This is a genomic window from Panacibacter ginsenosidivorans (assembly GCF_007971225.1).
Taxonomy (GTDB): domain Bacteria; phylum Bacteroidota; class Bacteroidia; order Chitinophagales; family Chitinophagaceae; genus Panacibacter; species Panacibacter ginsenosidivorans.
In genome coordinates this window covers 3837868-3858821 of record NZ_CP042435.1, presented here as the reverse complement: position 1 = coordinate 3858821, position 20954 = coordinate 3837868, and the positions used below count along the sequence as shown (strand labels likewise).

General features: G+C 37.7%; 19 protein-coding genes. 9 read left to right on the top strand and 10 right to left on the bottom strand.

Annotated elements, in window-relative coordinates; all coding sequences use genetic code 11:
- Positions 1–107: 107 nt before the first annotated feature.
- The 3 genes from FRZ67_RS16210 (at position 108) to FRZ67_RS16200 (ending at position 4142) form a co-directional block, all read left to right on the top strand.
- Positions 108–1532 carry a T9SS type A sorting domain-containing protein gene (locus tag FRZ67_RS16210; RefSeq protein WP_147191134.1) on the top strand — a complete coding sequence of 475 codons (1425 nt, stop codon included), beginning with the start codon at positions 108–110 and terminating at the stop codon, positions 1530–1532.
- Positions 1533–1861: 329 nt separating this feature from the next.
- On the top strand, positions 1862–2836 hold the full coding sequence (locus tag FRZ67_RS16205) for a deoxyhypusine synthase family protein (RefSeq protein ID WP_147191132.1): 975 nt from the start codon (positions 1862–1864) through the stop codon (positions 2834–2836).
- A gap of 367 nt (positions 2837–3203) precedes the next feature.
- Entirely contained in the window at positions 3204–4142 is a 939-nt protein-coding gene (locus FRZ67_RS16200; protein ID WP_147191130.1) for an SMP-30/gluconolactonase/LRE family protein, read from the top strand.
- Positions 4143–4263: 121 nt separating this feature from the next.
- Here FRZ67_RS16200 and tamL read toward each other — a convergent pair whose 3' ends face one another.
- The 6 genes from tamL to FRZ67_RS16170 all read right to left on the bottom strand — a co-directional run bounded on the left by tamL (position 4264) and on the right by FRZ67_RS16170 (position 13881).
- Positions 4264–6561, bottom strand: a complete 2298-nt coding sequence (tamL, locus tag FRZ67_RS16195; RefSeq protein WP_147191128.1) for a translocation and assembly module lipoprotein TamL — start codon at positions 6559–6561, stop codon at positions 4264–4266.
- Between the two features lie 216 nt (positions 6562–6777).
- Entirely contained in the window at positions 6778–11769 is a 4992-nt protein-coding gene (locus FRZ67_RS16190) for a translocation/assembly module TamB domain-containing protein (RefSeq protein ID WP_147191126.1), read from the bottom strand.
- Positions 11770–11785: 16 nt separating this feature from the next.
- Positions 11786–12013 carry a YtxH domain-containing protein gene (locus FRZ67_RS16185; protein ID WP_147191124.1) on the bottom strand — a complete coding sequence of 76 codons (228 nt, stop codon included), beginning with the start codon at positions 12011–12013 and terminating at the stop codon, positions 11786–11788.
- Between the two features lie 130 nt (positions 12014–12143).
- Complete coding sequence (locus FRZ67_RS16180) at positions 12144–12506, bottom strand: hypothetical protein (protein WP_147191122.1); 363 nt, start codon at positions 12504–12506, stop codon at positions 12144–12146.
- Positions 12472–12900 (bottom strand): phage holin family protein, encoded by a 429-nt coding sequence (locus tag FRZ67_RS16175; RefSeq protein WP_147191120.1) that lies wholly within the window; start codon positions 12898–12900, stop codon positions 12472–12474. The genes FRZ67_RS16180 and FRZ67_RS16175 overlap by 35 nt, the downstream gene beginning before the upstream one ends.
- Before the next feature lie 123 nt (positions 12901–13023).
- Positions 13024–13881: a pirin family protein gene (locus FRZ67_RS16170; protein WP_147191118.1), complete on the bottom strand. Its 858-nt coding sequence runs from the start codon at positions 13879–13881 to the stop codon at positions 13024–13026.
- A gap of 101 nt (positions 13882–13982) precedes the next feature.
- On the opposite strand from FRZ67_RS16170, the gene FRZ67_RS16165 reads away from it, so the two are divergent.
- Complete coding sequence (locus FRZ67_RS16165; protein ID WP_147191115.1) at positions 13983–14252, top strand: acylphosphatase; 270 nt, start codon at positions 13983–13985, stop codon at positions 14250–14252.
- A 109-nt stretch (positions 14253–14361) separates the two neighbouring features.
- On the opposite strand, the gene FRZ67_RS16160 is transcribed toward FRZ67_RS16165, so the two are convergent.
- Both FRZ67_RS16160 and FRZ67_RS16155 read right to left on the bottom strand, forming a co-directional pair.
- Positions 14362–15621: a hypothetical protein gene (locus tag FRZ67_RS16160; protein WP_147191114.1), complete on the bottom strand. Its 1260-nt coding sequence runs from the start codon at positions 15619–15621 to the stop codon at positions 14362–14364.
- Positions 15622–15690: 69 nt separating this feature from the next.
- Positions 15691–16305, bottom strand: a complete 615-nt coding sequence (locus tag FRZ67_RS16155; protein WP_147191112.1) for an SGNH/GDSL hydrolase family protein — start codon at positions 16303–16305, stop codon at positions 15691–15693.
- A 137-nt stretch (positions 16306–16442) separates the two neighbouring features.
- On the opposite strand from FRZ67_RS16155, the gene FRZ67_RS16150 reads away from it, so the two are divergent.
- A complete protein-coding gene (locus FRZ67_RS16150; protein WP_147191110.1) occupies positions 16443–17522 on the top strand; it encodes an outer membrane beta-barrel protein in 1080 nt (359 codons plus the stop codon).
- Positions 17523–17530: 8 nt separating this feature from the next.
- Here the strand turns inward: FRZ67_RS16150 and FRZ67_RS23440 are convergent, their stop codons facing one another.
- A complete protein-coding gene (locus tag FRZ67_RS23440; RefSeq protein WP_158638386.1) occupies positions 17531–17674 on the bottom strand; it encodes a hypothetical protein in 144 nt (47 codons plus the stop codon).
- Between the two features lie 134 nt (positions 17675–17808).
- Here FRZ67_RS23440 and FRZ67_RS16145 point away from each other — a divergent pair, with 134 nt between their 5' ends.
- The 4 genes from FRZ67_RS16145 to FRZ67_RS16130 are packed head-to-tail and all read left to right on the top strand — an operon-like array spanning position 17809 to position 20202.
- On the top strand, positions 17809–18993 hold the full coding sequence (locus FRZ67_RS16145) for an acyl-CoA dehydrogenase family protein (protein ID WP_147191108.1): 1185 nt from the start codon (positions 17809–17811) through the stop codon (positions 18991–18993).
- Between the two features lie 3 nt (positions 18994–18996).
- Positions 18997–19296 (top strand): hypothetical protein, encoded by a 300-nt coding sequence (locus FRZ67_RS16140; protein ID WP_147191106.1) that lies wholly within the window; start codon positions 18997–18999, stop codon positions 19294–19296.
- A 14-nt stretch (positions 19297–19310) separates the two neighbouring features.
- On the top strand, positions 19311–19823 hold the full coding sequence (locus FRZ67_RS16135) for a shikimate kinase (RefSeq protein ID WP_147191104.1): 513 nt from the start codon (positions 19311–19313) through the stop codon (positions 19821–19823).
- Positions 19816–20202, top strand: coding sequence for a DUF423 domain-containing protein (locus FRZ67_RS16130; protein WP_147191102.1), 387 nt, complete (start codon positions 19816–19818; stop codon positions 20200–20202). The genes FRZ67_RS16135 and FRZ67_RS16130 overlap by 8 nt, the downstream gene beginning before the upstream one ends.
- 143 nt (positions 20203–20345) lie before the next feature.
- Here FRZ67_RS16130 and FRZ67_RS16125 read toward each other — a convergent pair whose 3' ends face one another.
- Complete coding sequence (locus FRZ67_RS16125; RefSeq protein ID WP_147191100.1) at positions 20346–20885, bottom strand: hypothetical protein; 540 nt, start codon at positions 20883–20885, stop codon at positions 20346–20348.
- Positions 20886–20954 lie beyond the last annotated feature (69 nt).

Genomic DNA, 20954 nt, shown 5'->3' with positions numbered 1-20954 from the left:
TTTTTTATGCGTACCTTTTACATTGCGAAACAACTACTGCATTTTCACGATCCTGTTGCCATTTAATTTTAAACACCAAAATAAATCAACGTCTAAAATTCGCACTTATGAAACGATTATTACTTGCCGCTTTTTTATTTGCATTTATAGTAAAAAGCGAGGCACAAACTGCAAAAGTTGATACAATTGTTACTGAGAAATGGACTGGCACTGCATGGCAGGACAGTGGCAGGACAGTAAGTACTTATGATGCAAATTGCCATTTAACAACACTTCTTCAGCAGCTATGGAATACAGGCTCATCCGCATGGGTGAATTCTTTTCAAATAAATTTTACTTACGCCAGTGGTGACTATGTTAGCGAAGCAATAACCCAACAATGGAACAAAAACAACAGCACGTGGAAAAATGTTTCAAGAAGTACATATACCTACGATGGCTCATTTAAAATATTAACGATAACAATCGACCTATGGCTGTCAAATACATGGCAAACATCAGCAATATCTACTTATTCTTATAACACAAATGGCTATGTTGATTCTATATTAACACAATCAGCGCTTATTATTTTACAAAACACGTCACTTGTTACTTACACCTATAACAGTGATAATACACCCAGTGTAGTATTAAATCAAACATGGGATGGCGTTTCAGCATGGGTTAATGCATCGAGAACTACTTATACTTACAATGGAGATAAAACAGTACATCAAACAGTAATAGAGACATGGTCTGGTTCAGCATGGGAAAACGAAGAAAGAATTACCTACACCTATAATGGATCGGCAAAAGTGCTGACAGAAACCACCGAAAACTGGGACACCGGTACCAGTACATGGGTAAACTCAGAACTCACCACCAACACGTACAATGGCAACGGCGATCTTGCAACTGCATTACATCAGTCATGGAATACCGGCACCAGTGCATGGGATAATGAAACGCGTGATACTTATACATACAGCACTTCCTGCACCCTCCCACTTACGCTACTCAACTTTACTGCCAGCAGGAACAACAATGTTATTTCATTAACATGGCAAACAAGCAATGAAGTAAACACATCGCACTTCAATATTCAGCGCAGTGCAGATGGTGTAAACTTTACCACTGCAGGAAATGTAACCGCCAAAGGCAACAGCGCACTTACGAATAATTACAGCTTTACAGATGATGCCAAAAAAATAAATGGTGATAAAGTTTATTACCGTTTACAGATGGTTGATAAAGATGGCAAGTACACTTTCTCAAAGATTGTTCCGATAACGCTGCTGGTTTATACAGGCAATATTAAAACTTACCCCAACCCGGTAAAAGACCAGTTGTATATTTTATTTAATGCACAGAATGCAGGCAAAGCAACACTGCGCATTTCAGATGCAAGTGGCAAAATAGTGCATGCAGAAACAATTAGCACAAGTGTTACAGCTTTAGGTGTAAATGTATCCCGCCTTGGTAAGGGCGTTTACTATGTGCAGCTAATTACAGATAAAGGCACGCAAAGAACACAATTTGTAAAACAATAAAACCTACCACCTTTAGTAAAGCAAGAGCGGCGGAAACTATTCCGTCGCTTTTATTTTATGTTACAGGCTGCAGTTTTTTATGGCATCGTTGGTTGTGTCACTCACTTGTACGTTCGGAACAGGTATAAGCAGTCATACATCAGCACTCAGTAATCAAAGTTAATTTAACTGAAACCTGAGGGCTGATTGCTGAAGCATGATCTTCAGTACAAGCGTGCGACGCAACAAAGCTTTATACATGTACAAATGCCGGGTCCATAAAATTCACCAAAGCATAATACCCTAAATCAGCTACTACTTTACTACATTTGCGCTCTAAATTTTTTGAGATGAATAAAGGTCCCGTTTCTCAATTTATACTGCATCATTACCGCCACTTTAATGCGGCAGCATTAATAGATGCAGCCAAAGGTTATGAAACACATTTACAGGAAGGCGGCAAAATGATGGTTACGCTGGCAGGTGCTATGAGCACCGCAGAGTTGGGTTTATCGCTGGCAGAAATGATACGCCAGGATAAGATTGCTATCATTAGTTGCACAGGCGCAAACCTGGAAGAAGATATTATGAACCTTGTGGCGCATAGCCATTATAAGCGTGTGCCTAATTACCGCGATCTTAGTCCGCAGGAAGAATGGGATCTTTTGGAGAACCATTACAACCGCGTTACAGATACCTGCATACCTGAAGAAGAAGCATTCAGAAGATTGCAGCAGCACATTCATAAAATATGGAAAGATGCAGAGACTGCGGGTGAAAGATATTTTCCACATGAGTTTATGTATAAGATGTTGCTGAGTGGCGTGCTGCAACAATACTACGAGATCGATCCAAAGAATAGCTGGATGCTTGCTGCAGCAGAAAAAAATATTCCTATTGTGGTGCCGGGTTGGGAAGATAGCACAATGGGAAATATTTTTGCAAGCTATGTTATCAAGAACGAATTGAAAGCAAGCACCATGAAAAGTGGTATTGAATACATGGTGTGGCTGAGTGAATGGTATCGTGCAAACAGTAGTGGCAAAGGTGTTGGTTTCTTCCAGATAGGTGGTGGTATTGCGGGAGATTTTCCAATTTGTGTAGTGCCAATGATGTATCAGGATCTTGAATGGCACGATGTTCCTTTCTGGAGTTATTTTTGCCAGATCAGCGACAGCACTACATCTTATGGCTCTTACAGTGGAGCAGTTCCTAACGAAAAAATTACCTGGGGTAAATTAGACATCAGCACACCTAAATTTATTGTAGAGAGCGATGCAACAATTGTTGCGCCGCTGATCTTTGCATATTTGCTGGGTTGGTAAAAAAGCCTCCTCCAACCTCCCCCGGTGAGGAGGCCTAAAAGATCCGAAGCATTAAGTGTTTCGGATTTTTTATGTACTTGGCTGCAGTAATATTATTAAGCTTTGTTGTGTCACTCACTTGCAGGTTCCGTTCTTTATTAAGCAGCATAATAACTTTATACGTGCAACTTATTTGGTAAAAAGCTTGCCAGCGGCGGTTCTGCTTTTAGAAAAATTCAGAAGATAACTATTTCGAAATCGTTGCTAAGAAAATAGTGCATTGTATTAAGCTTTGAATAGAGAGAACCATACGTCGCGGTTTTGCAGGATTTTTATATCTCACCTTTTGATCTGAAATAGTTACATTTAATCCTTCAAAAATTGCCTTATGAAATTATCAATACTGTTTATAGTATTTACATTCTTATTTGGCGTACACACAACTACCAACGATATGCAGGCCACTGTACTTCTTGCTGCCCAATCTCAGTTAGGCGAGGGTTCTTTCTGGCATCCTACAGAAAAGAAATTATACTGGATAGATATAGAAAGAAAAGAGTTGCATATCTATGATCCGGCAACCAATAAGGATATGCATTTTGATCTGCCGGCAAGAGTAGGTACAGTAGTTCCTGTAAAAACAGGTGGTGCATTGGTGGCTTTGCAAAATGGTATTCACTTTATTGATACCAAAACCGGCAAGCTTACTTTTTTAAATAACCCATTGCAGGAAAACGTAAGATTCAATGATGGCAAATGTGATCCTGAAGGAAGATTCTGGGTTGGTTCCATGCACCTGAGTTTTGTACAGGGTGCAGCATCGCTATACCGTTTTGATGCGGATAAATCACTGCATACAATGGTTACAAATGTTACCTGCTCAAATGGTATTGTATGGACTGCAGATAAAAAAACAATGTATTATATAGATACGCCTACAGGTAATGTAGATGCTTTTGATTATGATGATGCCACAGGCAATATAAGTAACAGAAGAGTGGTGGTTAAAGTGCCGGAAGGCGATGGTTATCCGGATGGCATGACGATCGATAGTGAAGATAAATTATGGGTGGCGCTTTGGGGCGGTAGTGGTGTGGGAAAGTTTGATCCTTTAACAGGAAAAATGTTGTTGAAAATACATGTGCCAGCACCCAATACAACCTCCTGTTCATTCGGTGGCAAAGATCTTAAAACACTATACATTACTACTGCAAAAGATGGGTTAAATGAAGCCCGGTTAAAAGAATATCCGCTAAGCGGCAATTTATTTTCTATTGACCTTGATGTCAAAGGCGTGGCTGCAAATTTTTATAATGGAACACCTTAAACACGAATTATTGGAATTACACGAATGAGCATGAATAGTTTTTTGCATAACGCTATAAAGTATAAGAGTGCGACGCAACAGGAGATGACAGCAGCAATGCAGCCCGGAAAAAAATAAATTATCAGAAAGGATAACCGATAGCAATATTAAGAATCAGGTTATTTCTGCGCCACTCATTATCTCCAAAATTGATCTGATCAAATACCCATTTGGAACCCGTTGTTATATAAGGCTTGCGTATTGGAAAGGCAAGATCTGCACGCAATACAAAAAAACTTACATCTACACGTAAGCCAATGCCGGTACCAACAGCCACCTGCGAAAGAAAATTGCCGGTGAATTTACCGCCTGGCCGCGATGGGTCTTCTTTAAACAACCAAACATTACCTGCATCCACAAACACTGCTCCGTATAAAAATGAAACGAGTTTTGCACGAAGTTCCGTGTTCATTTCAAGTCGTATATCTCCGGGCTGGTCCGCTACATATACATCTTTTGGATTGCCCGCATAATAAGAACCAGGCCCTAAGCCTCTTGCACGAAATGCACGAATACTATTTACGCCACCCGCAAAAAATTCTTTTACAAAAGGCATAGTCAAACTATTGCCCCATGCATAGCCTGCGCCTGCAAAAAAGCGGCTTGCCAGTACATTATTTTTCCCGATGCGCATGTAGTGCCTGAAATCTGCTTCGCCTCTTATGTACTGAGAAAATGGTGTACCTAAAATATTTTTTTGATTGCCGCTTTCAGCATTTGCACCTGTAATAATACCTAATACATTACCAGAAACATCTGCATTGCCATTAAAGTAATAATTATTTTTTTTCTTATTGGGTACAGCCTGTGAATTGTAATTGTAATTATATGTCATCCCAATGATGAACTGCTTTTCAATACTCCGGGCAAGTGTAATATTTGTATCAAGCCCCAACTGAAAATCAGGTTTAATGTTGGTGGGCCTGACATAATTAACTGAAAGGAATTTCCATTCATGTTCAGTACTAACACTTCGTTTCCAGCGATAACCCAGGCTTGCTTTTGCTGAACTTAATGTGTATTGTGTATCTCTTGAAAATAATTCATACCCAAGATTGACCACTGTCTGTGGCACAAATGCACTGTTGTTCTTTATAGGAACAGGACCAATAACCCTTGGTATTACAAGATTAAGATCTACACCACCTCTTATAGTATTTACCCGCTGCTGGGCAGACACCTGCTTTTCAAAACCACCAAATACAGTTGCTGTAAAAAGCTCTGCGCCTTTAAAAGCATTCCTGTTCTTCCAGTTGAGGGAAACATTAGTACCAGTGGCATTGTTTGATTTGGTAAGCCCCGACACTTCAAGACTGAGTGATTTTTTTGGCATCGGGGTAAGATAATAGAAAGCATTAAGCAATGGTCTGTTTGAGGTATCCACTTCCTCAAAACGCACTTTTACAAACTTATATACACCCAGACTAACCAGCCTGTTCAATGCCCGTGAGTGGTCTGATCTTTTATAAATTGACTTTGGTTTAAATACCAGTGTTTGAGGAAATATTTTTGGATTGAATTTTTGTTCCGGATCAATAATTGTGTACCCCTGGAATTTTTTGGTTTTATCTAATGCACGTGCAGCAGTGTCTGCATTTATGTGATAATCTGCATACACTACAACATCATTTATCCTGTAGTTTACAAGATGATTAAATGGTGTTTGCTTCTTTATACGCACATACATATCTATCTTATGCTGTCCCAGTGATGAATCAACATCTACAATGATATCATCGGGATTAAAATAATAAAAGCCATTTTCTTTTAACCGTGCATCAATTCTGTCCCGTTCATACATAATAGCCGAAAGATTATAAGGTCTGCCGGGCTTAAGTGGCGAGGCTTTAGTTATACGCCGTATGATCGTATAAATCTGCCCTGAATCTGTTGGGTAATACACATTACGTATAATATAACGCTGCAGTAAATTTGCTGCGTACGTAACGTTCATCTTCTTATTTTTTATAACAGTATCAACAGTAACCTCTGTTTTAAAGTAGCCGCGGTTCTCGATCCTGTTTTGCATAATGAGCCTGTTCTTCTCAAGGTTTACGCTGCTTGCCAGTACCGGTGGCTCTCCCACTTTATATTTAAGCCAGTGCATCAGACCATGATCTTTTTTTGGCGTATCAATCATATTAAAGATCATCAGCTTGAATTTTATACCGAGAAAACTTGCGTTAGGTTTTGGCCTTATCAAGTCTTCCAGTTCTTCTGTAAGCAGCTTTTTATTCAACTTAACGCTGTCTGACGAACGTTTAATTTCTACTTTAGACCCTGCGTATAAAGCATCATTCTGCGGCAACTGTTTTGTAACGCTGCATGCACAGAGTGATAATAAAAAAAATATGCCTGATATATTTTGTAAACGCATCATTACTGCTTGTAATAAAAAATCTTATTTTATAAACCGGCTGCATTAAATGCTGAATGAACTAAAAGCGTACAAGTGTGCGACGCAACGGAAGCTTAATATTTTTTACCCATGCCGGGTTCATAATTATTTTACCAGCTGCATTGCTGCCATTATGCTTTACTTGTGTCACTCACTTGTGCGTTCTTTTCTATACGCTACATTTAAAAAAAGACTGGTTTATTTATCATTCCTTTTTTTATTTTTCCTGCTTTTGTTGAATATTTCCCTGAACTGATCGTAATCTAAAGTGAATACAAATGTTAAGCCTGTTTCTACAACCTGGCCTTCTACTACGCCTTCATATTTATTTACGCGGTAAGCACGCAAACGATAACGGCCATCTCTTGTAAGCTGGTAATCGAGTTGCACATCGCCGGCAATGTTTGATGTGTTCTGATTTGTGGCAGCCGTGCCCTCTACCTGAAAATCGCTGCCTACCGTTACACGAAGTCTGTCGTTAAGTAAAGATTTTGAAACAGCTACACTAAGGTCGGTTCTGCTTTGTGCCGTGCCTGTTGAATAATCTTCATCAGAATTAAGCCCAACATTTATGTCTACACCTTTTACAAGACTACTCGCAAGCTTGTTTAACTGATCGGTCAATATTCTGCTTACACTTTGGCGAACAAGCGCTTCATTACTGCCACCGGCGGCAGAAACAAAAGGATCTTCCTGTGTAAAACGGCCCAGCAGGAGTAATGAAAAGACTTGTTTGTTCATTTCCGATTCATTTGTGCGCAACTGCGTTAATTTATCTTCCACATCTTTCCATTGCGAAGAGATAGAAGAGGGAAGCGCAATATCAAAAGTTATTGCCGGCTTCAGCAGGTCGCCACTCATTTTAAGAAATACCTGCACAGGTATTTTTTGTTTGAACTTATTAACATCGGTTTCAGACTTGCCTGTTAGCTGATCTTCCAGAAGATCTATAGGTGCTGTTTTTATTTCATACAAAGCAGTGATGTTTACATCTGCTTCTGTAGGATCGCCTTTCCAGGTGATCACACTGCCTTTTTGTATATCAAATTTCTTTTTGAGCACACTTAGCGTAACCTGGTAAGAGCCCTGCTGCAATTCATAATTGCCGGTCATGGTAAGTTTGCCACTTTGATCAATACCACCGGTGAGTTCTGCATCGCCTTTTACTTTTAATGCATCCCCATTTCTTTCATCAATAATAAGTGTAAATGCAGCCGCCGTGTCTGTCTCAAAAGTTACATCTATATCTGCTCCTGCCAGCGACTTGTATTGAATAGCAGAATCCAGCACTGCCTCAAGAGTTGTTGTATCTTCAATAGCTTTTGTATTTATAAAATTCACTACTCCTTCGCGACTGACCACTTCAGGATCATCTGATGGCAAAACCAAAACAAAATCAGTATTCCTGTTTGCTCTTATTGCTGCCTTAACAGTTGGCACCTCCATATTACCACCGATCTTTACATCCGCATCAATATTGAGTTTTCCATAGAAAAGCGGATTATCTGCTTTTGTAGAATTGATAGCAGTAAAATCATCAGCTTTAAAATTAAGATCGAAGGCATAATCAGTAAAATCTGTTGTTATTACTTTACCATTTAATATTGCTTTGTTGCCTGCAGAATCTGCCATGGTAAAGTTGTTAAATATAATACCTTCATTATTTACTTTTATTTCTTCATTCGTAAGCTTAAACTGTTCACCCAACATGGTTGGCGTTACGCTTGCATCGCTGAAATGTAAGCTGCCGTTGATGTCTGGCCTTTTGATTGTGCCGGCAATTGCAATATTTCCTTTAAGACTTCCGGATGCCTCTTTCAATTGCCCTGCGGTAAAATTCTTTACAGTGGAGAGATCGATATTATTGATATTGAGTTTGAGATCCATCCTGCTTTCTCCTGTAAAATATTGGCCGGATAACTGCACATCATTTCCGTGGCCTTCGATCTTCATATTAGTGGAGAAAGCATTGGCTGTTTCATTATCCACTTTTATAGATACATTACCGATGGTATCGGTTTTATAACTCATGTCTTTAATTGTTATATCAGAAGTAAAAACAGGCGCTGTTATTACATTCTTTATCATTGCTTTGCCATTGACTACACCATCTAAAAAAAGAGAATCCTGGTCAGCAAAATTTGTGAGTGTCTTTAAGTAAAAATCTTTGAATATTACATCGATTGGTGCTGTAGTTGATTTGGTTTCACTGTTAATCATCAATGATTGTTCATTGTGGCTAAACGCAAAATTGTTCGCTATAATTCCGGATGTATCATACTGAATATAGTTGTCATTGCTAACCTGCCATTTTTCATAATTCAATAAAAGGCTGTCTGCGTTTAATGACAACCGGTAAGCATGATTGCCCGGCTGATCAGCCTTAGCAGATAAATGATAGCGATCCTTACCTGATCTGTCTTTCAACAATATGTTTGCGAATAATTCATTATTAGCAAGTTTGCCATCCACGGAAGTATTATACAACCGGAATGACTTACTTCCCAACCGGTCTGCTTTTATTGCATAATTCAATTGCTGAGATGTTGTAGTAGTTGTTAGCACCAGATTATCTATACTTTGTTCTCCATACCTGATATGCGGGGAGCCTATTTTAATATTAAGATCATTTGCTTCACTGTTAAAAACAATATGTGCCCCCAATGTATCAGAACCTTTTAATCCAGGAACAAATTGTAGAACCAATGGTGCAGAAGGGTTAATAAGTATATTCATTACCCATTGCTGTGAAGAAAAAATTGTATCCGTTACTGTATTTGCAATATTGTAATAGTGTTTAATGCTTTGCATTAGCAATCCGCCTGTTTCTGTTAATTTGTATTTTCCTTTCCAGTCAATGTTTGCCGCTTCTGAATTAAGTACTATTGATTGGATATTCTCATTTCTTTCTGCAACAATTTTTATTGAATCTGTTGTGTGAGTTCCATCAATATTTAACAGGCTAGTATTGGTAATAAAGATATTCCCTATCAAAGAATCAGCGTTAGTGGAAGCCATATCAGCATTAATATTTGTGTGCAGTGTAAATAAGCTATCCATGAAATGTAGTGCATAAAGGTTTAGTGTATCCAGCTGTAATTGCATTTTTAGCGAAGGATAGGTGCTTTTTATGTTAGCAGTTGCATCAAGCGTGTAGCGGATATTAGGATCGTTAATAACAGACTTAACAATAGCCTCTCCGTTATTTAGTGTAGCATCAAGCTTAAGATCTTTATACGTATACCCGTTTACAGTTGCGGAATTGACATTTGCATTAAGAACTGTATTCATTGTCTTATAATCAACTCCGTTTCCTTTCGCGCTGACCTGCATAGTTACCGTGCCAAAGTTTTCCGGCTGCTTAAAAATATATCCAATATCTACTTCTTTCAAGGTTGCTTTTATGTTATACGTTTTGCCCTTGCCCGCTACATCTGCTACAAGATCAGCATTACCTTTATTAGTATTTGCCTTTAAATGACTACTGAAATTATTAATGGTGCCCTTGAAAAAACCGGAAGTATTGATTGCATCTGGTAATTGAATATTATCCGGGAGGGTGTTATCAGGAAGTACTGCGAGTATATCTTTTTTGGTTGTATTGAATTTGCTGAACTGCATATCATAGTAGGCAGTTTCAGCATTTGGCAACCCTTTAATTTTTCCTGCAAGTTGTATGCTTGTTTGTCCCAGACCACTTAAACTAAAGGAAGGTATAGCAATATTATTTACATAACCTTTGGCTTGTCCGTTTATTTTAATAACACTTGCTTCATTGCCTTTTAATTGTTCCTGCAGAGAAGGTTTGATTAACAAAATATCCTTTACAGCAACTGAAGTGTTTGATAAAGCAGCATCAACATAGAGCAATGCAGGGTTCTTTATAACAGCATCAATAGACGGGTATTTTGCCTGGAGATTAGTATTGATGACAGAGTTTCCTGTTTTTAATACCAGGCTTTTAAGCATTGCTTCTTTATCGTTGTATAAAAAATTAGTATGTAATTCCTTAACCTCCAGGCCACTTTGCTCTTTAAAATTGAGTTTTGCCAACATGCCTTTGTATTCTGCAGGAGTAATAGCAAGATCCTTTACAGCAAGTGAAAATCCTGTTATCGCAATATGATTGTAATCTATGCCCTGAGGGATTCTTTTAAAATTATTATCGTTATAATTAAGCTGGTTGTTGTCAAGAGCAATACCGGCTACTTCAATTTTCCATGGATTGTTTGCCTGTGCTGCTGCCTCTTTTTTTATTTCCTGTTTTGCAACTATGGCCTGTTGTGACTTGCCTAATTCAATATTAACAGCAGTATTGCTTAATTGAATTTTTTTTAGATCAATATATAATTTTGAAAGGTCAATTTTATTTACAACTATTTCAAGCTGCCCGAGGTTCAAACTACTTTTTACTGCTGAAACATCATTTATGTAATCGAATCGTATTTGTTTAAGACCAATATTATTTAACTGTAGATCTATATTAATGGGCTCATTGCTTTTTGCTTCTACAACCGCCTGGGGCTTTGGCTCAATTAATGGTTTATATTGCCTGAGTGAAGAACTAATATCTTCAATATTAATGTCTGGAATTGCATAATGAGAATTACCGGGATCAAAAGCTTTAATATTTGTTTCAAGTTTTCCCAAACGAAATATACCATCGTTACCAGTAACGTCATCTTTATACTTTAAACGGATATTTTTTAAAACAACCTCACCTAACTGAAAGGTCATAGAACTGCTTTCTGAAGAAGACGAAGTTGTATCTGAAGGCGCAAAAGCTTTAATAATATAATCGTAATTAAAAACATAACCAGGCTTTACCCGCTTTACATTTATATACATGTCCTGCAAGCCCAGATAATCTACCTGCACTTTATTGCTCAGGAGTTTTAGCATGGCAATATCTAACTGTATCTTTCCGCCTGCGAGTAACGTATCTCTTTGCTGATCTTCGAAATATACGTGCTCAAGTACGATCTGCTTAGGAAAAACAATAGAAAGTCTTTCAATTGAAACTTTTGTATGGATCTTATTTTCTAGGTAAGCAACAATTTTATCTTTTGCAAAATTCTGTACAGCGGGTATCTGTATAAGTATAAGTATAAGTAATAGCAAGGCAATAATGCTGCCCACGATCCATGCAACTATTTTTAAAGATTTGCGAAAGATTTTTTTTCCTGTCACTTAAATGGTGTTAATACTACGATAGCGTTATATCCTCATCTGCATCATCAATGATGAGTTTTTCTTTGAACTTCGCTTCAATTTTTACAAGCCTTTCCAATGCATCATCAATCGTTTCTGATGTAAGCTTTTTAATATCTGCCAAAATTTCCTTCCCTTTTTCTGTTTCAAAAAAAATGGCCGCAGCTACACCGGCTGCAGCACCTATAATAATTCCTGCGATTATCTTTTCTTTTTTCGTCATAATGCCGAAGTTATTTTTTAAATGTTTGCAACCTTATTTGTTTACTGCACAACTGCTGAATAGTATTGTTTTTGTACAAGTGTGCGACGCAACGAAAGCTTAATAGATGTTTCTGCTGTTTAGTGCAAAATCATTTCTTTTTTCTAAACAAATTATATCCGGCTCTTATAGCCGTAAAAAGGCCCAGTTTTTTTGCAGCACCCATTACACTCTTTGCCGTGTTTGATTTATCACCGCTTAGAATACTAAAAGCACTGCTTAAAACTCCCCATGATTTATCGAGCACTTTATTATTCAGGTAAAAAGGAACCACCCGCCTTACAACAAGTTTAAATGTTTCGGCAGGCAATTTTTTCCAATGCTCTGCTAATAACTGTTCATGGTTCTTAATGCGGGCCTTTACCAGCCTTATTTCCCGGTGCAGGTCTGCAAGATTATCTATATGCGAAAGATCTTTCTTACGCTGTTTCTCTATCGTCTTCTGTATCATCATTGTCAGCAGTTTGGTCAAAAATTGTTTCTATAACAGTATTCGTAATATAAGTATGCAGGATTTTTTTGCCTGCAAAAATTATAAAAAGAAGCAGCAATACGTAGAATCCACATACAATGCCAAAACCCAGATAGAGACTTTCTGTAAGGGCTGCAAAATAATAGCCCGCCATAAAACTAAGGAACAAAAGAATAAAAAAACTTAGTACAGTTATAAGCAGACCGATAAACATTACAGCAACAAGCTTGGATGTTTTTTCAACCATCTCAAGCTTTAGAAGTAATACCCTATCGCGAACATAATCTTCTATCTTATGTTTTGACTCAACAAAAAAGTCCGCTTCTTTTTCCATGGTTATATTTCCTTTTGTATTATGGAAAGTTAATAAAATCATGCCATTCTATTGTATGATGATAATCATATAATGGTCTGTATACTATAAGCCATTTTTTCAATTAATAAAAAAAGTGTAGCCCAAACTCTACACTTTTTTACATATTTGGTTTATGTTCAGATTTTATTGAAGCGTGCCAAACTTGCCTGCATGATAATCTTCATATGCCTGCATTATCTCTTCCTGCGTATTCATTACAAAGGGGCCATATGCAGCAAACGGTTCGTGAAAAGGAGTGGCATAACCAAAAAGCAACAACGCATCTGTAACAGCTTTTATCTCTATAGAAGAACCTTCATGGCTAAATTCTATAAGGTGGTGCATGTCCGCATCCTCCCCATTGATGCGGGTTTTCCCTTTTACAACGTAGAGAAATACAGTTTTGTCTTTCTCTATTGAGAAAGTAACCCTGCCACCTGCTTTAAAGGAAAAATTTGCAATATGAATATCTGTTAATGGTTGTACAGGCCCTCTTATACCATCCCAATCACCTGCAATTATTTGTGCAATAACTTTTCCTTCATCCCATGTTTTACGAGGTATCTCTTCTTTCTGCAAACCTTTATAAGCAGGTTTGGTCATTTTATGCTTTGCCGGCAGGTTTACCCATAGCTGAAGAATTTCAAGCGGGCCACCCTTTTTTTTAAACTCATCAGAAGAGATTTCTGCGTGCACCAAACCACTGCCAGCCGTCATCCACTGTACCCCACCAGTTTTTATAATACTAATTGTACCACTACTGTCTTTATGCATAAGATCGCCTTCCAGAATAAATGTTACAGTTTCAAAACCTCTGTGCGGATGTGGGCCGAATGGTAACCCGCTATTATTGGGCGGATATTCCTGCCAGCCATGATGATTTAAAAAAAGAAAAGGATCAAGTTCATTCATCGGCATCATTCGTGTGGGCATGGCACGAAAAGTAATGAGATCCGAAATAGGTTCATATGCTGCTTTGTGTTTTGCCCTGATCGTTTTCATTTGCCAACTTTAGTACTTAAATTTCGGATTAATATTTTATTCATCATAGTATTGAGAGGCATATTTTCTCTTATTACCTTAGCCCGCATAAAAAGCAAATTATGACAACTGTAAATTTGATCGTCAAAGGAAAAGTCCAGGGTGTTTTCTTTAGGGCAGAAGCAAAAGAAAATGCAGACAAACTGGGTGTAAAAGGCTGGATAAAAAATCAACCCGATGGCAATGTAGAAATTATGGCAAAAGGTTCGCAGGAAGCAATCGACGCATTTATTGCCTGGTGCCGCAAGGGTTCTAAAAGAGCAGCAGTAACAGATGTAATAGTAACCCCGCTGCACCTGGAAGATTTCGGGTCTTTTGATATTATCCGCTAGTATTTTTTTTAGCCGGACTGCATTACTGAAATGATGTTTCCGTTGCGTCGCACTCTTCTGCGTTCTGTTCATTACGGAGCTATCTTACAACCACACCTGTCAACAATAATCATTTTACAAACCTTGCCATTAAAGCTGATAGTTTTTGTATTACAGGTACAAAAAGAAACGGCAATACAATTGCCTTATAGCGCACTATAGCACCTGAAAAAGTAATGGTGTACCCTGCAAGCAATAAAAAAGAAAAGGAGAAAAATATACAGAAAATTATAAAGGCCGATTGTCTATCTGAATATTTTGTTTTAGTACGAATAACCAGAGAAGCTGCCACAACAATCCAGAATAATATTATTTCGGCTGCCGCAGGCACGTAACTAATATTTTTTATTTCAGTAACATGCGGCCTGAACAAGGCTATATCAATTGCAGTGGGAAGAAAAGTTACAAAGCTCCATAAATTATTTTCCAGCACAGGTACGTCAATGCTTGATGCACCGGAAAGCTGCTTAAACTCCGACTGCTTTTCAATTACATATTGCGGCATATCAACCGCTGCACTTATTTTACCTGAAAGAAAAAATGTTGCCAGCGATACAACTACAATTGAAGCAATAATAATTTTTTTTTGCTGCGAATAAAGAAAACACATTAGCCATGCAAAAAGGCTTCCTGCTAAAAGTAAGGCCATAAAATTGCGTAAGGCAAATAATACAACAAATAGCAGTAGCATTACTGCAACACGTGGCCACAATATTTTCTTTTCAGTAAGTTGTTGTTGAAAATGAAAAACAATAACAGCAGCACTACTAAAAATAAGGCCGTCTTTATGAATGCCACTGCACCAGAATATAAAAGAAGGTATCAAAAAAACGCCGGCAATAAGAAGCAAACGGTTTGACTCGAAAAGATTTTTCACAACACGATATAAGGCAACGGGGCCAAAAAAGAAAAGAAAATTGAACAACACTATATTGGCATAATAATTTTTCAGGGTAAGCACATTACAGATCGCCAGCAGTTTAATGATGACATTGCTTTTAAGATCATTCCAGTAAGAATTCTCACCCACAAATAAATTACCGCTGCGCTCATAGCCATACATAAATATGTCTTTAAAAAAAGCCAATGGGTCGTGTAACAACCAGTCTGTTTCGCCCTTGCTAAGCTCAAAGAAATGCCATGTATCGCTGGTAGCAAAATAGGCAGGCTGCTGGTAAAACCAGCCATATACAATACCTGCAAAAACTTTTAACGCAAACAAACCAATGATCCACCACTTATTTAACCCGGTCCTTTTTATAAACCCTGTATTGCAAAGTATCCATGTAAAAAAAACGAGGTAAAAAATAAATATCAAAGTTGTTTGCACAAGTAATTTTTATGAGCTGTAAAGTAAGTGTAAAATCTTTTCAGGAAGCGTAATGAATATTTTGTTGACTCAGACTTTTACCATTTTTTGAATAACCGCTGCCAGCATTATTGCCCATTCTGCATAGGCCTTACCAGAAGGATGCAGTCCATCGGTGGTAATTAATGCAGCATCATTTTTTGCGGTTCTGGAATTGGGTGTTATATCTACATATTTTATTTTGTTGCGCTCCGCAATGGCTTTATTGATTTTATTATATGCATCAATTTCAGCGGCTACCTTTTTATTGTCACTTTTTTTGGCAAAAGGAGTAACACTCCAGTCCGGAATAGAAAGTACAATAACATTTTCTTTTTTTTCAGCGGCAAAATGGATAGCCTTTCTCAACAAAAATTCAAAATCAGTTGCATAATCATCAATGCTTAATTCGCGGTATTGATTATTTACACCGATCAGCAGGGTTACAAAATCGTAATGTTCATTAAGCTTTGTATGCAATATATGTTCTGCAAGTTCAGCAGTTGTCCAGCCCGTTTTTGCCACTATTTCCGGTGCATGAAAATGCAGGTTTGCTTTTCGCAATAATTGAACGGTTTGATAAGGAAAGCTTTCATATAATGGTAATGCTTCACCGATTGTATAAGAATCTCCAAGCGCTAAAAACGAAAAGATGTGTTTGGTCATATTGCAGTTCTGTGAAATAAAGTTAACCTATAATCTCATTCAGAAGAATTTGCATTAATTATAGCTTAACAAAGACTGAGTTATCTTACAATATCATATTGTTCTATAATTTAGCCGCAGCCATAAACTCTTTGCTTATGAAACTAAAATTTTTTATTGTCTTCGCAGTTATTCCTGTCTTTGTATTTTCTCAATCAGGTTTTAAACCGGGATTTATCGTAAAAAACAATGGTGATACTGTAAGAGGTTTTCTTGAGTCAATAGAAACAAAAAAAATCAGTGGCAGGATTTCATTTTCACCAAGTAACACATCCAATCCAGCAACTTTTACAACGGCAGAAATAAAAAGTTTTGGTTATGACGGCGAAAACACATTCCGTAAAGTTGTTTATACAGATCCTTTTGAACTTACACAAAAAGAGCAATTTGCAAAGTTGTTAAGTTTGGGCTATTACAGCCTTTACACTTTCTGGAAAAAGGATGTGATGTATTTTATCATTAAAACCCCGGAAGACAGTTGTCATCTTTTATATGATGATGACAGAAGTTCAAATGGCTATATAAATCAAAAAGGAAACTTTCAAAATGAGTTGTTATTTTTTTCGCAATCATGCAATACGCTAAAGCCATTAATTGAAACACTTAACTATACAGAGGCTGATCTTATACAATATATTCAAAAACTCAATAAGTGCGTTTCTCCATCCACTGCCAGCCAAATTGTTTATAAAAAGGAAAAATCAAAGTTGAATATTTATGCTTACGCCGGTGGTATGTATTTTGGCTCGGGGCATGAATATACAGGAAGGATAATCGGTAAAATAACAGTTCCTGCTGTTGATAAAAACCTGGCACTAACCTTTGGTTTAAATTATATGACGCATCAAAACACAGAACTTGTAGATGTTTTGGGCTACAAAAAAGAGCAAACTGTAAATAAAAATATATTCAGCGTACCTCTTTCTATACAATATTATTTCACAAAAGGTATCATCAGGCCTTATTTGGATGCAGGTGTTACATTAGACTATCTTACCACCGATGGAGAACTTACATTTTACGGGAAGAAAATAAATGATTCAAAATTTGGCCCGGCATTTACCGCTGCATTAGGCATAGAAGGCTACATAACACAAAGACTTTTTATAAAAGCAGATTTTCGTTACGAATTATTTGTGCATTACCCAACCGTAGGTATTGCTTATACATTTAAGTAAAATATTTTTTAATCAGATGCCAGCTTCTCTGTTTCATAGCATCTTCGTTGCGTCGCAAGCACTTCATCGTTCGGATATGCTATTGAACACGCATATCCATTTCTTACATCCTTTAAATAAAATGTAGCAAAGTCATTGGCGGGTAAATGCATACTTCTAAATTTGCGAACAAATGTTAGGCGGGGCTTTGCTGCGCAAAGTTCTGAACGTACAAGGGAGTGACACAACAGAAGCTACATATTTGTTTCAACAGTTGGTCACCAAAAAATAAAATCAAACTTTTGCCATGGCCGTTAAAACAGATCTATTCCAGTCGCCGGATTATTACCTGCTGGATGAGTTACTTACCGAAGAACATAAACTCATACGCGAAACAGTGCGCAATTATGTGAAGAAAGAAATTTCGCCCATTATTGAAGATTATGCACAGCGTGCCGAATTTCCCGTGCAAATTGTAAAACAAATGGGAGATCTTGGTTGCTTTGGCCCAACTATTCCTGTAGAGTATGGTGGTGGTGGATTGGATTATATCAGCTACGGCTTAATGATGCAGGAGTTAGAACGCGGGGATAGTGGCGTTCGCTCAACTGCAAGTGTACAGGGATCGTTAGTAATGTTTCCGATCTATGCTTACGGCAATGAAGACCAGCGAATGAAATATTTACCAAAACTTGCAAGCGGTGAATGGCTGGGATGTTTCGGATTAACAGAACCTGATCATGGCAGTAACCCTGCAGGTATGCTTACGAATATAAAAGATGCAGGTGATCATGTAATATTGAATGGTGCAAAAATGTGGATCAGCAATGCGCCTTATGCGCAGGTTGCAGTTGTATGGGCAAAAGATGAAGCAGGTGATATTCGTGGTGTAATTGTAGAACGTGGCATGGAAGGTTTTAGCACGCCAACTACACACGGAAAATGGAGCCTGCGTGCAAGCGCCACAGGAGAACTTGTTTTTCACGATGTAAAAGTGCCCAAAGAAAATATATTACCAAATGTAAAAGGTCTGAAAGGCCCGTTAGGTTGTTTAACGAAAGCACGTTATGGTATTGCCTGGGGAGCCTTAGGTGCAGCCATGGATTGTTATGATACTGCATTGCGTTATAGCAAAGAGCGTATACAGTTCGACAGGCCAATTGGTGGTTTTCAATTGCAGCAAAAGAAGCTGGCAGAAATGATCACAGAAATCACCAAAGCACAATTACTGGTTTGGCGTTTGGGTATATTAATGAGTGAAGGCCGGGCCACACCACAGCAGGTAAGTATGGCCAAGCGCAATAGTTGTGAGATTGCCACCAATATTGCACGTGATGCACGCACCATGCTTGGCGGCATGGGCATTACCGGCGAATACAGCATTATGCGCCACATGATGAATCTTGAAAGTGTACTTACCTATGAAGGTACACATGATATACATTTACTTATTACAGGTATGGATGTAACGGGATTGAATGCATTTAAATAAATTATGCGTTTCGACAAAAACCTTATTATCATTTTAGGAGTTAGTGTATTAAGCGCTTTTGTTTGTTTTCTTTTAATGATAAATGTTGCTGATAGAAATGATTCTGGTATCATTGTTATTTTAGGATGGATTTTCTGGCTAGGTATTTATACAACTTTACTTCCCGTATTTGTTAACCCAAAATTTGCGAGGAACTGGTTTGAAAAAGATTTTTTTTGGGCAACTATTCTTCTTAATGCTGCTCACATAATTCTTATTATTGCAGCCGGGTATTATGCAGCAAAAATTTTAAATAAATGGTAATTCCTTAAGTGCTTATGTTATCACGCATCTTCCTCATCGGTATGATGGGCACCGGAAAGTCCTACTGGGCACAACGTATCGCTGCTTCAAGAAATATTGACTGGATGGATCTTGATGCTCAAATTGAAAAAGAAGCTTTGATGACCATCAAAGAAATATTTGAAACACAGGGCGAAATTTATTTCCGCAATAAAGAAAAAGAAGCATTACATCAACTGGCTTCTTTTAAAAATATTGTTATAGCCACCGGCGGCGGTACACCTTGTTTTCATGATAATATGGAATGGATGAATAAACATGGTATCACTATCTGGATCGATGAACCTGTAGAAGTATTAGCAGTAAGATTAAAAAAAGAAAAGGCACACCGTCCATTGATCAAAGACCTCAGTGATGAAGAACTCCTGCATTTTCTCTCCATCAAATTGTCAGAACGGAGTAAATTTTACAGTCAATGCCAGCATCATTTGAAGGCTGATAAAATTTCTGCCCATAGCTTTGCAGAAATCCTGGAACAACATGCATAAAACATTTTTAATTACAGCGGCAATTTTAGGAGCCATTACAGTAGCACTTGGAGCATTTGGTGCACATGATTTAAAAGAAAGAGTGAATGAATACACGCTGGCTATTTTTGAAACTGCTGTAAAATACCAGTTCTATCACGTGTTTGCATTGCTTGTTACGGCCATTTTATTTCAATACTTCAATCCTACGTGGCTGTTATGGAGTGGTAGGCTTTTTATAACAGGCACTATATTCTTTTCAGGCTCTCTTTATCTCCTCACTTTTTTTCTGGCTAATGGTAATGAAAACATGAAATGGCTTGGTGCCATTACGCCCATTGGTGGTCTGTGTTTTATTGCCGGCTGGATATGTATGGCCGTTGCTGTCTGGAAAAGTTAGCATTATTATTTATGCCGGGCCGTATTGCTGTATATTAAAATTTTTGCGTTGAACAATTCAAAGCTTTACTCAAAATACAGCAATAAAACCTCTGCATTCATAGGCTAAATTTAGATACTCAGAAATGTTTCTGTTATCTGTTATTACCAGCGCTTGTGGCTTTCTACTTCAGTCATCTCTCCTTCGTAAATACCTACAATTTTAAAATGGCTCTCATTTTGAATGTGGACCAAATACACAGGTACATCATCAAAAGAAACTTCTGCCACGCCTAAAACTGAATAATCGCTGTACCCTTTTTTGATCATGTAATTCGCATCACCAGGCAATTTCTTTTGGTCATAGTAACGTATGGTTTCTAACCATCTGCCTTTTTTGTTATAATCAACTCTTGTAAAAACAGAATCTTTTGTAAAGCTGGCAAAATAGCTTTCTCCATTTTTTGTCCACTTTTCGCTACTAACATCTTTAAATGATTTTTGAAAATTTTCCAGCGCACGTGGGTGAATATTATCGAATACATGGCTATTCTTTTCTTCATCGCCACCAGTAGCATTTGCATGCTGCAGGTTTAGTGATAAAGTATTATCGTATGGGTTCGATGCTGCTGTTTGGGCGGTAGCATTGTAATTTACCAGAAACATAGCAGCGATAACTGTAAAAGTCTTAATAGTGTTTTTCATTATCACCTTTTTTAAATTAATTATGATAGAGTATATCTCAGTTCAGGGAATCTTTCCCGTAGCTTTCCC

What these genes read in the sequence shown, in the direction of transcription:
- FRZ67_RS16170 (WP_147191118.1), bottom strand. Translation starts at nt 13,881, where the DNA reads ATGAAAACGATCAGGGCAAAACACAAAGCAGCATATGAACCTATTTCG.
- tamL (WP_147191128.1), bottom strand. Translation starts at nt 6,561, where the DNA reads ATGATGCGTTTACAAAATATATCAGGCATATTTTTTTTATTATCACTC.
- FRZ67_RS16145 (WP_147191108.1), top strand. Translation starts at nt 17,809, where the DNA reads ATGGCCGTTAAAACAGATCTATTCCAGTCGCCGGATTATTACCTGCTG.
- FRZ67_RS16210 (WP_147191134.1), top strand. Translation starts at nt 108, where the DNA reads ATGAAACGATTATTACTTGCCGCTTTTTTATTTGCATTTATAGTAAAA.
- FRZ67_RS23440 (WP_158638386.1), bottom strand. Translation starts at nt 17,674, where the DNA reads ATGCATTTACCCGCCAATGACTTTGCTACATTTTATTTAAAGGATGTA.
- FRZ67_RS16165 (WP_147191115.1), top strand. Translation starts at nt 13,983, where the DNA reads ATGACAACTGTAAATTTGATCGTCAAAGGAAAAGTCCAGGGTGTTTTC.
- FRZ67_RS16130 (WP_147191102.1), top strand. Translation starts at nt 19,816, where the DNA reads ATGCATAAAACATTTTTAATTACAGCGGCAATTTTAGGAGCCATTACA.
- FRZ67_RS16175 (WP_147191120.1), bottom strand. Translation starts at nt 12,900, where the DNA reads ATGATTTTATTAACTTTCCATAATACAAAAGGAAATATAACCATGGAA.
- FRZ67_RS16125 (WP_147191100.1), bottom strand. Translation starts at nt 20,885, where the DNA reads ATGAAAAACACTATTAAGACTTTTACAGTTATCGCTGCTATGTTTCTG.
- FRZ67_RS16150 (WP_147191110.1), top strand. Translation starts at nt 16,443, where the DNA reads ATGAAACTAAAATTTTTTATTGTCTTCGCAGTTATTCCTGTCTTTGTA.
- FRZ67_RS16135 (WP_147191104.1), top strand. Translation starts at nt 19,311, where the DNA reads ATGTTATCACGCATCTTCCTCATCGGTATGATGGGCACCGGAAAGTCC.
- FRZ67_RS16155 (WP_147191112.1), bottom strand. Translation starts at nt 16,305, where the DNA reads ATGACCAAACACATCTTTTCGTTTTTAGCGCTTGGAGATTCTTATACA.
- FRZ67_RS16140 (WP_147191106.1), top strand. Translation starts at nt 18,997, where the DNA reads ATGCGTTTCGACAAAAACCTTATTATCATTTTAGGAGTTAGTGTATTA.
- FRZ67_RS16180 (WP_147191122.1), bottom strand. Translation starts at nt 12,506, where the DNA reads ATGATGATACAGAAGACGATAGAGAAACAGCGTAAGAAAGATCTTTCG.
- FRZ67_RS16185 (WP_147191124.1), bottom strand. Translation starts at nt 12,013, where the DNA reads ATGACGAAAAAAGAAAAGATAATCGCAGGAATTATTATAGGTGCTGCA.
- FRZ67_RS16205 (WP_147191132.1), top strand. Translation starts at nt 1,862, where the DNA reads ATGAATAAAGGTCCCGTTTCTCAATTTATACTGCATCATTACCGCCAC.
- FRZ67_RS16200 (WP_147191130.1), top strand. Translation starts at nt 3,204, where the DNA reads ATGAAATTATCAATACTGTTTATAGTATTTACATTCTTATTTGGCGTA.